The 12,377-nt window shown below is 71.3% G+C and carries 13 protein-coding genes; 4 read left to right on the forward strand and 9 right to left on the reverse strand.

Translation table 11 applies throughout. The features are described from left to right. Window positions 1–10 precede the first annotated feature (10 nt). Entirely contained in the window at window positions 11–1,291 is a 1,281-nt protein-coding gene (locus FJQ56_RS10355) for an SGNH/GDSL hydrolase family protein (RefSeq protein WP_140009315.1), read from the reverse strand. A 147-nt stretch (window positions 1,292–1,438) separates the two neighbouring features. Here FJQ56_RS10355 and FJQ56_RS10360 point away from each other — a divergent pair, with 147 nt between their 5' ends. Beyond that, window positions 1,439–2,404 carry an NADPH:quinone oxidoreductase family protein gene (locus tag FJQ56_RS10360; RefSeq protein WP_140009316.1) on the forward strand — a complete coding sequence of 322 codons (966 nt, stop codon included), beginning with the start codon at window positions 1,439–1,441 and terminating at the stop codon, window positions 2,402–2,404. Then, window positions 2,391–3,194: a 2-phosphosulfolactate phosphatase gene (locus tag FJQ56_RS10365; protein WP_246084072.1), complete on the forward strand. Its 804-nt coding sequence runs from the start codon at window positions 2,391–2,393 to the stop codon at window positions 3,192–3,194. The genes FJQ56_RS10360 and FJQ56_RS10365 overlap by 14 nt, the downstream gene beginning before the upstream one ends. Before the next feature lie 13 nt (window positions 3,195–3,207). Here the strand turns inward: FJQ56_RS10365 and FJQ56_RS10370 are convergent, their stop codons facing one another. Next, window positions 3,208–3,963, reverse strand: a complete 756-nt coding sequence (locus FJQ56_RS10370) for a metallophosphoesterase family protein (RefSeq protein ID WP_140009317.1) — start codon at window positions 3,961–3,963, stop codon at window positions 3,208–3,210. A gap of 55 nt (window positions 3,964–4,018) precedes the next feature. Then, window positions 4,019–5,446 (reverse strand): DHA2 family efflux MFS transporter permease subunit, encoded by a 1,428-nt coding sequence (locus FJQ56_RS10375; RefSeq protein WP_140009318.1) that lies wholly within the window; start codon window positions 5,444–5,446, stop codon window positions 4,019–4,021. Between the two features lie 95 nt (window positions 5,447–5,541). Between FJQ56_RS10375 and FJQ56_RS10380 the strand changes: the two genes are divergently transcribed. Next, window positions 5,542–6,228 carry a TetR family transcriptional regulator gene (locus tag FJQ56_RS10380; RefSeq protein WP_211350830.1) on the forward strand — a complete coding sequence of 229 codons (687 nt, stop codon included), beginning with the start codon at window positions 5,542–5,544 and terminating at the stop codon, window positions 6,226–6,228. Beyond that, window positions 6,225–6,989, forward strand: coding sequence for a dimethylargininase (gene ddaH, locus FJQ56_RS10385; RefSeq protein ID WP_140009320.1), 765 nt, complete (start codon window positions 6,225–6,227; stop codon window positions 6,987–6,989). The genes FJQ56_RS10380 and ddaH overlap by 4 nt, the downstream gene beginning before the upstream one ends. Before the next feature lie 63 nt (window positions 6,990–7,052). Here ddaH and FJQ56_RS10390 read toward each other — a convergent pair whose 3' ends face one another. The 6 genes from FJQ56_RS10390 to FJQ56_RS10415 all read right to left on the reverse strand — a co-directional run bounded on the left by FJQ56_RS10390 (window position 7,053) and on the right by FJQ56_RS10415 (window position 12,361). Next, window positions 7,053–7,664 (reverse strand): hypothetical protein, encoded by a 612-nt coding sequence (locus FJQ56_RS10390; RefSeq protein WP_140009321.1) that lies wholly within the window; start codon window positions 7,662–7,664, stop codon window positions 7,053–7,055. A 4-nt stretch (window positions 7,665–7,668) separates the two neighbouring features. Further along, window positions 7,669–9,039: a hypothetical protein gene (locus FJQ56_RS10395; RefSeq protein WP_140009322.1), complete on the reverse strand. Its 1,371-nt coding sequence runs from the start codon at window positions 9,037–9,039 to the stop codon at window positions 7,669–7,671. A 2-nt stretch (window positions 9,040–9,041) separates the two neighbouring features. Further along, window positions 9,042–9,830: an ABC transporter ATP-binding protein gene (locus tag FJQ56_RS10400; protein ID WP_170215338.1), complete on the reverse strand. Its 789-nt coding sequence runs from the start codon at window positions 9,828–9,830 to the stop codon at window positions 9,042–9,044. Continuing rightward, a complete protein-coding gene (locus tag FJQ56_RS10405) occupies window positions 9,827–10,219 on the reverse strand; it encodes a hypothetical protein (protein WP_140009324.1) in 393 nt (130 codons plus the stop codon). Before FJQ56_RS10405 ends, FJQ56_RS10400 begins: the two co-directional genes overlap by 4 nt. Window positions 10,220–10,518: 299 nt before the next feature. After that, entirely contained in the window at window positions 10,519–10,764 is a 246-nt protein-coding gene (locus tag FJQ56_RS10410) for a hypothetical protein (protein ID WP_140009325.1), read from the reverse strand. Window positions 10,765–10,864: 100 nt separating this feature from the next. Next, entirely contained in the window at window positions 10,865–12,361 is a 1,497-nt protein-coding gene (locus FJQ56_RS10415; protein ID WP_140009326.1) for a hypothetical protein, read from the reverse strand. Window positions 12,362–12,377 lie beyond the last annotated feature (16 nt).

A 12,377-nucleotide genomic window follows, 5' to 3' on the forward strand; every position in this document is an offset into this window, starting at 1 on the left:
CCACGATCCCTCACCCGACGGTGACGCTCCCGTCGGGCTGGCGCCGGCAGGTCAGGGCCGCCGCGCCACCGGTCCACGCGGCGCTCAGGCACTGCCCGAGCACCTGGTGCCCGGCCGCGCTGGGGTGCCACGACTCCTGGCAGGTCTGGTAGTAGTCGGAGCAGGTGTCGGTCACCCGCTTGATGTCGAGCTTGTCGAACGGACCGAAGCTGTCGACCTTGACGCCGGTCGGGCCGTCCATGACGCGCAGCGGCGTGGGCAGCGCGCCGGCGGGGCTCCCCGGGTTCTCGCACAGCCGGGCGCCGTCGAAGGCGTGCTGGACGTCGAGGTAGGCGATGTCGCTGCCGGGCCGCTCGGCCTGCAGGGTGGTGGCCACCCCCGCGACCAGCGCGCCCAGCCCCTCGCTGAAGCGGTGGGCGGGGGCGAGCGTGGCGACGTCGGCCGGGCAGCCGGCGGCGTACCGCTCGTCGACCAGCGCGCGGTACTTGTCGCGCTCGTCGTCGCGACCGTCCTCCTCGAGGTAGTCGGCGGCGTAGGTCTCGGGCAGCGGGTTGACGTAGTCCTGCAGGACGACGCGGTGCTGACCGTCGGGGTCGATCTCGTCGAGGGCGTCGAGCACCTGGCGGAGCGCGGCCGTGGTGTCGGCCTGGGCGGCGGAGAACTGGGCCGGGGTGGCGAGGTCGTCGTCGGTGCAGGGCTCCTGGTCGAGCTCGGTGCCGCTGATCCAGTTGATCAGGTCGATCCAGACCTCCCACCAGCCGGTGTAGCCGTCGCCGACGAACCGTCCGGCGCACTCGGCCGCCACCGTGCCGAAGGTGAAGTGGGCGTTGTTGGACCCCAGCCCGATCAGCACCAGGTCGATGTCGTGGGTGGTGGCCACCTGGCGCAGCTGGTCGATCTGGCTGGCGACGCTGCGTCCGCCCGGACGGGCGCTGGAGGGGTTGGCCATGTCCTGCGGCTGGCCGCCGCTGCAGGCGAGGTTGACCCGCTCGGTGATGCCAGGGAGGTCCGCGACCGCGATGCTCGCGTGGGGCGAGCGGTGGCAGAAGTAGGGGTTGGCGTTGTCGGCGTCCCAGCCCGGGAAGCCCTGGCTGGCCCCGCTCTGGTCGGTCACGGCGAGGTAGTCGCCGGCACCCTCGCCGCTGATGAACGAGTCGCCCAGCGCGACCGCGGTCGGGGGCAGGACGTCGGCCCGGGCGGCCGGGGCCTGGGTCGTCTGGACGACGGTCAGCGGGGCGAGGACGAGCGCGGCCGCGGCGGCGATGGCGCGGACGGGTCGGCGTAGGGACATGTGGGGGACCTCCCGAGAGGGGCCCGTTCCCGAGAGCGGGCCGTTCTCCGCACCCTCGTCCTGCCCCGCCGGGCGGTCAACGGGAAGGTTCCGGCCACCACCGGGTGGGCCCCGCCCCGACGTGGGCGGGCTGGTTGGATCGGGGTCATGCGCGCAGTCCAGGTCATCACGCCCACCGGTCCCTCCGACGTCGTCGTCCGCGAGGTCGACGAGCCGATCCCCGGTGCCGACGACGTGCTGATCGAGGTGCACCGCGTCGGGGTCAGCTTCCCCGACCTGCTGCTGAGCCGCGGCGAGTACCAGATGAAGCCCGAGATGCCCTTCTCGCTCGGCGTCGACGTCGCCGGAACCGTGGTGAGCGGTCCCGGGTTCGAGCCCGGGCAGCGGGTCGCCGCCGTGGGCGGCTGGGGTGGCGCGCAGGAGCGCGCCGTCGTGCCGGCGATGTTCACCTTCGCGCTGCCCGACGCGACGTCGTACGACGAGGGGGCGGCGCTCCCGATGAACTACCTGACCGCGGAGTTCGCCCTGTTCGAGCGGGGTGGCCTCGAGCCCGGCGAGACCGTGCTCGTGCACGGTGCCGCCGGCGGGCTCGGCACCGCCACGATCCAGGTGGCCAAGGGCATGGGCGCCACGGTCATCGGCGTGGTGTCGACCGAGGCGAAGAAGGCCACCGCGACGCAGGCCGGGGCCGACCACGTGGTGCTGCTCGAGGGGTTCAAGGACGCGGTCAAGGAGCTGACCGGCGGCGCCGGGGTCGACGTGGTCGCCGACATCGTGGGCGGCCCTGCCTTCACCGACTCCCTGCGCTCGCTGGCGACCCAGGGACGCCTGCTGGTGCTGGGGTTCGCCTCCGGCGCGGGCATCCCCGAGGTCAAGGTCAACCGGCTGCTGCTCAACAACGTCGACGTCCGCGGGGTCGGGTGGGGCGCCTTCGCGATGATGCGGCCGGGCTACATGCAGGAGCAATGGGCGCGACTGGTGCCGATGATCGAGGCCGGCCACGTCAAGCCGACGGTCGGCCGGGTCTACGAGCTCGAGGAGTTCGGCCAGGCGCTCGTCGACATGGACGAGCGGCGCACGCTCGGCAAGTCGGTGGTGCGTGTCCGCGACTGACTCCTCGGGCATCGACCCGGCTCACCGGCAGACGGCGTCCGCCGTGCGCCTGGAGTGGGGGCCGACCGGCGCCGGGGCCGTCGCGGCCGGGTGTGACGTCGCCGTGGTGGTCGACGTGCTGTCGTTCACGACCACGCTGACCGTCGCCCTCGACCTCGGCATCACCGTGCTGCCCTACGCCTGGAAGGACTCCCGTGCCGAGGCGTACGCCGCCGAGCGCGACGCCGTGCTCGCCGTCGGTCGTCTCGAGGCGCGGCAGTGGCGCGCCGGAGTCTCGCTCTCGCCGGCGTCGCTGGCCGCCCTCGGACCCGACCACGGCATCGAGCGGATCGTGCTGCCGTCGCCCAACGGGTCGGCCATCTCGTTCGCGCTGCGCGACTCGGGCTGCACGGTCGTGGGCGCCTCCCTGCGCAACGCGCTGGCGGTCGGCGCGTGGGTCGCGTCCCAGGTCGAGAGCGGCGCTCTCGTCGCCGTCGTACCTGCGGGGGAGCGGTGGTCCGACGGCTCGCTGCGACCCTCGGTCGAGGACCTGTGGGGTGCCGGAGCAGTGCTCTCGTCGTTGGGTCGACTTGTCGACATGTCGTCTTGGTCGCCGGAGGCGCGAGCCGCGGCGACGGCGTACGACGCGGTGCGGGCGACGATCAAGGACGAGCTGATCGCCTGTGCCAGTGGGGCGGAGCTCGTCGACAAGGGTTTTGCGAGCGACGTCTGGATCGCCGCCGAGACGGGCGTGTCCGAGGTGGTGCCGGTGCTGACCGACGACGCGTTCGGCGACGCGACCCGGGAGTGACGGGCGCCGACGCCTACCGGCCGTCGCGCGGGCCGAAGGCGCCCAAGGCCTCGACATCGCCCGCGGGCCGGCGCACCATCTCGTCGAGCCAGTCCACGACGCCGGGCATCGTGGACAATCGAGCCGTGGTGTCGACCAGCTCGGTGGGATCGATCAGCGTGCGACGCAGGGTCACAGCGCCGTCGTGGAGCAGCGCCCAGTGGGCACCGGGCCGGCCGTAGGGAAGGCCGACGCTGCCCGGATTGACCACGAGGCGGCCGCTGGCCAGACGCACGAAGGGCATGTGGGTGTGGCCGCAGACGACGGTCTCGATCTCGGGCGGCAGGTCCTGGAACACCTCCGCCCACCGCTCGACACGGCTGTCGACCAGGACGACCTCCTCGTCGTCTCGCGGCGTCGCGTGGCAGAACCGGACGGCGCCGAACCCGGGGACCTCGAGCGTCACCTGCTCGGGCATGACGCCGAGAGCCTGCTGGTGCCCGGGACGGAGCTGGGTGGCGCCCCACGTCGACACCGGGTCGCCGCCCAGTCCGAGGTCGACCCCGCGCGACATCTCGAGCAGCTCGCGGTCGGCGTTGCCGCGGACCAGCACGGCCCGGTCGCCGAGGCCCAGCAGGCGGTCGAGCACCTCCGTCGGCTGAGGCCCCCACACGTGGTCCCCGGTGACGACGACCAGGTCGGCCGCCGCCACCGCGGGCTCGGCGAGCACCCGGTCCAGGGACACGAGCATCCCGTGGACGTCGGAGAGCACCGCCACCGTTCTCAGCATGTCGCCAGCCTGGCACCGACCCGGACGGGACGAGGTGGGCTTCTGCTCTGAGCAGTCAGGCGGCGACGGCCAGCTCGGCGATCTCCTCCGCGCTCGGCTTGAGCTGCCGCGACGCGGCCGCCAGCACCAGGATCCCCAGGCCGAGGACGGCGGTGAGCAGCAGCCCGCGCTCGTAGGCGTCGGCGAGGGCGGCCGTCGGAGAGCCGCCGTCGGCCAGCGACGACGTCGCGGCTGCGGTGGCCAGGCTCGAGATGACGGCGAGCCCGAGGGCGCCCCCGACCTGGTAGCCGGTGTTGATGATGCCCGAGGCGGCGCCGGCGTCGGCGTGCTCGATCTCGGAGAGCGCGCTGATCTGGGCCGGTACGCCGACGCCCATGATCCCGGCGCCGTAGAGGACGAAGCCCGGCAGGAGCTCGGTGGCGTAGGAGCCGTCGGCCGAGGCCTGGGCGAGCAGCAGCAGGCCACCGACGGCCACGAGCGCGGACCCGACCTGGACGGGGCGGGTGCCGAAGCGGGGGAGGAGCTGGGTGGCGAGCAGGGCGCCGGCGATCGCGGCGACGCCCATCGGCAGGAACTGCAGGCCGGTCTCGAGGGCCGAGAGGCCCTTGCCCTGCTGCAGGAACAGCGCGGAGAGGAAGAACATCGCAAGGAAGGCGCCGCCGTTGAGGCCCAGGACGAGCGTCGACTGGCTCAGCGAGCGGGATCGGAACAGCCGCAGTGGCACCAGGGGTGCGCTCGAGCGCGACTCGACGACCACGAACAGGGCGAGCAGCGCCGCGCCGGCGACCAGGGACCCGATGACCTGGGCCGAGCCCCAGCCGAGCGGCTCGGAGCGGATCACGCCGTAGATCAGGGCGAGGACCGCGCCGGTCCCGAGGGCCGCGCCGGCCAGGTCGAAGGACCGAGGGCCGTCCGAGACGACCCGGCTGTCGGCGACGGTCGAGCGGGTCAGGGCGAGCAGGGCGACGCCGATCGGCACGTTGACGAAGAAGACCCACTCCCAGCCGAGGGAGTCGACCAGCACGCCGCCCGCGACCACGCCGAGCGTGCCGCCCAGCCCGGCCAGTCCGCCCCAGATGCCCATCGCGATGTTGCGCTCGCGCCCGGCGGCGTACGTCACGGTGAGGATCGACAGGGCGGCGGCCGACATCAGCGCGCCGCCGAAGCCCTGCACGGCCCGCGCGGCGATGAGGAACGCCTGCGACGACGCGAGCCCGCCGACCAGCGAGGCCGTGGTGAAGAGCGCCAGGCCGCCGGTGAAGACCCCCCGTCGCCCGAGCACGTCACCGAGCCGGCCGCCCAGCAGCAGGAAGCCGCCGAAGGCCAGCGTGTAGGCGCTGATCACCCACTGCAGGTTGTCCGGGCTGAAGCCCAGGTCGGCCTGCAGGTCGGGCAGCGCGACGTTCACGATCGTGACGTCGAGCACCACCATGAACTGGGCGAGCGCCAGCACCGCCAGCGTGGCCCACGGACTCTTCCTCATTGCTGTTCCCCTTCCGGAACGATGCATCTACGACGTACCTGTACGCCGTACATCTACACCGGACAGGATCCATGTACGGTGTACAGTTGTCAACCATGGCCACCAAGACGAGAGCCGCGACGGCGGCGAAGGAACGGTTGAGCCGCGACACGGTCGCCCGCGCGGCCCTCGGGCTGGTCGACGCCGAAGGCCTCGACGCCCTCACCGTGCGCCGCCTGGCCACGGGGCTCGGGGTCACGCCGATGGCGCTCTACTGGCACTTCAAGGACAAGGACGCCCTGCTCGACGGGGTCGCCGAGCAGCTCCTCGCGGAGGTGGCCCTGCCCGCTCCCGACGACACGGTCACGTGGGACGTGCAGCTGCGCGCCGCGCTCGAGGCCCTGCTCGCCGGTCTGGCCGCCCACCCCGCCGTCGCCCAGCTCGTCGGGCGGCGGATCCTGCTCAACGACCCCGGCCGCGAGATCGCCGAGCGGATCCTCCGGCTGCTCCGCGACGGTGGCTGCTCACCCGAGCAGGCCTCCCAGCTCGGGATGTACGCGCTGATGTTCATGACCAGCCTCGTCGCCGACGAGCCCGGCCTCGCGGTCGGCACGACCAACGACGAACGTGACCAGGAGGTCCGGGCCAAGTGGGCTGCGCTGCAGGCGCTGCCGCCCAAGCGGTTCCCGACGATCATCGAGTCGGCGGAGACGCTCACCGACTGTGCTGCCTCCGAGCAGTGGCTCGGGTTCGGCCTCGACACCCTGCTGGCCGGCATCCGCGGCGTGGCGCCGGGCGCATGAACCGGCGCGCCCTCGTCCGTCGTCCGGGCCCGCGGCTGGCCGACGGTCTGGTGACCCACCTCGAGCGCGTCCCGGTCGATGTCGACCTCGCGCAGCGGCAGTGGGCGGCCTATGTCGCAGCACTGCAGGCCGAGGGGTGGGAGACCGTCGAGGTCCCGCCGGCCCCGGACTGTCCCGACGCGGTGTTCGTCGAGGACACGGTCGTCGTCTACGGCGACCTGGCGGTAATCTCGCGCCCGGGCGCCGACGAGCGCAAGCCCGAGACCGCGGGCACCGAGCAGACCCTGCGAGAGCTCGGCTACCGGATCGCCCGCATCGAGGCCCCCGGGACCCTCGACGGCGGCGACGTCCTCAAGCACGACGGCACCGTGTGGGTCGGGCTGGGCGGCCGGACCGACCGGGCCGGGCTCGACCAGCTCCGCGCCCACCTCGCGCCGCTGGGGGCCGAGGTGGTCGGCGTACCCCTCACCAAGGTGCTGCACCTGAAGTCGGCGGTCACGGCCCTGCCCGACGGCGTCGTCGTGGGGTTCGAGCCCCTGGTCGACGACCCGACGGTCTGGTCGCGCTTCCTGGCGGTGCCCGAGGAGCCGGGCTCCCACGTCGTCCTGCTCGACGAGCGCACGGTGCTGATGTCGACCAGCGCGCCGCGCACCCGCGAGCTGTTCGAGGGCCGAGGACTCCGCGTGGTCGCCGTCGACCTCACCGAGTTCGAGAAGCTCGAGGGGTGCGTCACCTGCCTGTCGGTGCGCCTGCGCGGCTGACCAGGTGGAGCGTCATCGCGACCTCGGCGCGGGCACGAGATGCCGCACACCAAGCGGAGGCGTTCATTCGGGCGTCGCGCGCGAGGTCCGGCCGAGTAGACCGACTGCCCCGGCTCGGGCATATGCCGCGGCCGCGACCACGACCGTGGCACCGATGACGATCACGAACGTCGATGAGACGTCGCGGTTGTAGAGCAGGTTGGCTTCGAACGGCACCAGTCCGGGCGCGCTCATCGTGAAGGCTGTGGCTGCTGCCGGAAGCCATCCGAGTCGGGTGCCGAGCAACGCGTTGCCGGCGATGTTGACCCCGGCAAGCAGCAAGGTGTCGGCCAGCACGAGCGCGATGGGCAGAGCGACCGCCCAAGCCATCGCAGTGGAGAACAGTGCAGCCGTCAGCAGGTACCCCGTGATGAGCGCGATCCGCGTGGTGGTGAGGCGACGTGCGGCCGATCGAACGAGGTCGGCAGGGCCTTCGTCGAGTGCGAGGTTCATGACTGCCAGCGGAATCAGCAGGCCGATGACGACCCCTGAGTCAAACACCTGCCCGCGGGCCTCGTAGGGATACTTGAGCGGGACCGTGATGGATGCGAACCCCCACAGGGCCACCCAGCTGCCGACGGCGACCAGCACCCAACGGCGTTCGATGTGGTGAGCGAGCAGCCAGGTTCGGAGCATCGCGCTAGCGCTCGATCGTCGCAAAGTCTGACCATTCAACGGTGCCGTCGCGCAGGGACTGCGTGTGTGACTCGAACCAGCTCGCTCGTTCGACGGCGTCCATGCCCTCGAACGCGTCGATGTCTGCTGCATGCTGGCTGTAGTCGAGGTAGCGGTCGTCCAGCAGCGGCGCCCCCGCACCGCCTGATCCGTCGACAGGAACGTCCAATGCCGTGAGGTACCAGCGGTAGATGGCGTCGGTGGGCGTCGCGGTCGGCAGGATGACCTCACCGCCAGGCTCCGTATCGCCTACATCGACGGGTGAGGCGGGAATGAGCGCCGCGATGAGGCCGTAGTGAAACTGATCGGTGCTGAGCTGCGTCCGCGCGCTGAGATCACCGGCTTCGGAGAAGAAGACCAACACCCGTCCCTGTCGGTGCTGTTCGGCGGTCACCGTGTTGATCGAGCGATCGGCGTCAGGTGAGACGCCGCGGGCTTCGTCGTCGATGAACGCGACCTCCGAGGGCAGCAGCCCTTCGAGAAGGTCCAGCCCCCGGCTGGCCTGCGCCATCAGGGCGCCCTCGAGCTCTGACTTCGCCCGCGGCAGACAGATGGTCGTGTCCGCTTCGGTGGTGCAGGCCATCTCGACGTCCGATGCCGTGACCGCTCGGGTGGCCGGCGTGACGTACAGCAGTGGCGCAGCCGCAAGACCGGCTGCCACCAGCGCACCGGACGCGGCGCGGGGGAGCGCGGCACGTCGTAGCACCACAGCGGCGATCACGAGGGTCCACAGCAGTGCCTGCAGGACGAGGACCCACCAGATGATGTGGTGAAACGTCATCCACCGTTCGTCGACGGGGGTGAGGGAGAGCAGCAGCCGGTCCGCGTTGAATGACAGAAATCCTAGAAGCACGTAGGCGGCAGCGGCGCAGACCGGGGCTCCGAGATACCACGGCATGCGGGTGCCTGCGAGGTGGCCGAGCGTCGTCATGCCGCCCAGGCAGGCGAGCTGCGCGACGATCGGGAGTGGACGTGGATGGCCGACGTCGGCCGTCAGCGCTGTGGCGACGTAGGCGGGAGTGCAGGCCAGGACGAAGCCTGCCCAGATCCACACGACAGGTTCGCCGAGCTCGCGTACGGCGACACAGATCGGCGAGGCGCTCGCCCCCGCTTGCAGCGCGCTCACTCCGCCGCGGGCGTTCTGCGCCCCCACCCAAGCACCTGCAGCGGATGCGGCCGGGACACCGAAGATGAAGGCAATGCCCACGTAGTTCTGGGTCTCGGACCAGACGCCGAGCCACTGATCCCACCGGCCGACATAGGTGGCCGGGAGAGAGACGGCCAGCGCGAGGCACAGCGGCAGGCCGCGGCGCCACGTCAGGACGAGCATCTGCACGTTCAGGGTCCTTCGGTGGACACGATGTTGATGAATCCGCTGCGCAGGCGCGACTGACTGGAATCCTCGCCGTCGGAGCTCATGGCCTGCAGCTCATCCGTCGTGCCGTCGAAGGACAGCGAGCCTTGCTCGAGCACGAGGATGCGGTCTGCCGTCGCCTCGACATCCTCGAGGAGGTGGGTCGAGATCAGCAGCGACCGGTCGGCTGCGAGCGTGCGGATGATGTCGTGGAATCGCGCGCGCTGTTCGGGGTCGAGGCCAACCGTGGGCTCGTCGAGGACGACGAGGTGAGGGTCGTGGACGATGGCTTGGGCGATGCCGGCACGGCGAAGCATGCCGCCGGACAGCTGGCCGAGGCGCCGGCGGCGCTGGTCGTCGAGGTCGACCTGATGGATCGCACGGTCGATCGCGGTGCTCGTCTCAGCCTTGGGCACCGTCTTCAGCCATGCGGCGTAGCGAAGGTATTGCTCGACGGTCATGGACATCGGCGCGGTGAGCGTCTGCGGCAACCATCCCGTCTGCGAGTGGTGATGCCGCCAGTCCGCCCTCGAGGTAACGGCCGCACCATCACGCAACACGCTGCCGCTCGAGGGCGTCTCGAGGCCGGTGAGGATCCGGCTCAGGGTCGACTTTCCAGCGCCGTTCCTTCCCAGGAGCACCGTCGTGCCGAGGCCCAGCGTGAAGCTGACCGAGCTGAGCGCCCGAACATCGCCGTAGCGGCGGGAAACGTCGGCGAGGCCCACCGCGGTGGCGCGGCGGGCCTCACTCAGATCATGGCGTCGCGTGCTCACCAGTAGTCGTTGTCTTGAGATCCGCACCCGTCGGGCAGGCCGGTGCGGTCACGGCAGACCTTCCAGCCCGCGCCATCGGCGCTCGGCGGGATCGGCACGACCTGCGAGCAGGACCCGCCACGCGTCACGTACGACGAGGAGGTGGTGTTGTCCGAGATCCGGTCGCAGGTGTAGTCGGTGTAGTTGTTGTAGACCACGATGCCGCGGTAGTACACCTTGTTGCCGGTGTTCGAGCGCAGGTTTCCGGTCGATGAGAACGACTGGTCACCGTGCGAGGTGACGCGCTGGCTGCCGTTGCCGTCGTTCGACGACACGTTGCCGGCGTAGGCCGCAGCAGGCGCCAAGGCTACTCCGAGCGTGAGGGCCGCGACCCTCAGCAGTTTCTTCATGTGAGCTCCTCGTCGTGGCGGCGGGGCGCCGCAGGGCGACCGTAGATTGTCTTTCCTTGTCACGTCTAGATGTCGGACCGACAAGACTGGTCTTGAGCCACGTCGCTGGAGAAGCCCGACTCCCCGGGTGGACCTAGTGGCACGGGGCCGAAGTTCTTGGCCGCTTCGCGCACTGATGGCACGCACCTCGCGGCAGCGGCGATCCTCGGAAGACAACCGGGTATGCCGTCGGACCGCCGCCACCGCGAAGGCACGCACCCTGAGCACGCCAAGCCATCAAGAACCTCGGACCCGCGGCACTAGTCGCCGGAGATCTCCTCGATGGCCCGGACCGACTGCCAGGGACGGTGGACCGTGTAGCGCGCGTCGCCGTTGCGGGGGTCCATCAGGCAGTCGACCGACCACCAGGTGCGGCGTACGTCGACCACCTGCTGCTCCAGGTAGCCCGGCGGTGTCGTGTAGCAAGCCTCGCTCGCGTGGTCGAGCGAGACCTGCAGGCCCGACCAGCTCAACCCCGCCGAGACCACCACCAGAGCGGCGGTCACGAGTGGACGGCGACGGGACGACACAGGGGTGAGTATCCCCGAGCAGGCGCGGCCTGCCGACGCCGTCGTCGAGACGGCTGGACGTCGGAGTGGTGCGTGGTCAGGGCGTCGAGCAGGTGGTGAACCGCGCGCTCTTGCTCATCGTCTGGTGGACCCCGTGCTTGAGGTAGGTCGCCTTCGCTGTCAGGAGGTAGCTGCGGCCGGGCTTCAACGCACGTGCCGGGATGGTGCGGTAGATCTTCTGGTTCCCCAGCGTCACCGAGGTGCTCTGCAGCCGCCACCCCTTGGCGGCCTTGGCCGTGACCTCGAGCGTGGTGTTGACCAGCGGCAGGCACGAGACCGGTGCGGTGAGCGTGAGACGCCCCGCCCTCGACGACGTGGTCACCGGGCTGGTCAGGGCGGGGAGCAGGATGGGCCGGGCCACCAGGGCGCTGTGGCCGGTGGCGATCCACACGACCCACCCTCGGCCGCTCGGGTTGGTCGCGATCTGCGCGTCGACGCCGGTGACGCTCAGCCCGGTGCGGAACTGCGTCAGGGCACCGGCGGCGCCGGTCTGGTGGTTGCCGATGGCGAGGGTGTCGCACCCGATGGCCACCGACGACATGCGACCGCTGGCGTCGGTGGCCACGTCTCGACCACCGGTGGCGCACGACTGACCGACCAGTGCCGGGACGGGCTTGCTGAAGGCGTGGGCCGTCGACCTCCAGCTCGCGACGACCGACTGCTCACCGCCCTTCTTGGTGTCGCGGGCCGTGGCGAGCAGTCGGATCCCCCGGGAGGTGGTCGTCATCCGGGCCGTGTTGTGGTCGGTCGTGGTGCCGGCGACGGAGGCGAAGCTGCTCCAGGCGCCCGAGCCGGAGGGCTTCCACGCGACGCGGACGGGCGCGGTGACCGCGGCGTACTGGTCGATGAGCATCACGCTAGAGGTGCCGTCGTCGGCGAGCTGGACGTTGCCCACGGCGTACGGCGCGCGCAGCGTGGTCGGTGACGCCGGCGTCGACGTGGACAGGGCGTCGTAGTAGTAGACCGTGCGGGCGTCGTCGTCGGGTCCGGACACGAGCGCGGCGCTGATCCCGCGCGGCCCGGCGTTGACCGCCATCAGGGTGCTCTCGCTCGGTGCCGAGGCGACGTCGGTGCCCGGCATCAGGTGGCCGTCGACGACCTGCGCGGCCGCGATCCGGTCCTGCATCGGGTCATCGGTGGACGCATCGCCACTGAGGTGGTGCCAGACCAACGTGGCCTGGTCGTCGGACGCCACGACGAAGAGCTGCTCGGCGGTGACCTTCTCGAGGGCGTCGATCGTCTGGATGCCCCCAGCGCACGCGGTCGCCCCCACCGGCAGCACGCACACGTGCACCTGGGAGAACAGGTCGTCTCCGGGGTGGGAGCTGATCCAGCCGACGTACGACGTGCCGGCCCGGTCGGTGGCCACGTCGAACCGGGAGTAGTTGGCGTCACGGTCCAGGACGACCGAGGCACCCGCCGATCCCGGACTCCCGGCAGCGGCCCGAGGCTCCGAGGAGGACGCGGCGGGCCCGGAGACGGACCCGAGGGCGAGGGCAGCAACAACCGCGACGGCGGGTCGGGAGAATCTCACGCCAGCGTATTTAACA

Source organism: Nocardioides plantarum (assembly GCF_006346395.1).
In the GTDB taxonomy this organism is placed as follows: domain Bacteria; phylum Actinomycetota; class Actinomycetes; order Propionibacteriales; family Nocardioidaceae; genus Nocardioides; species Nocardioides plantarum.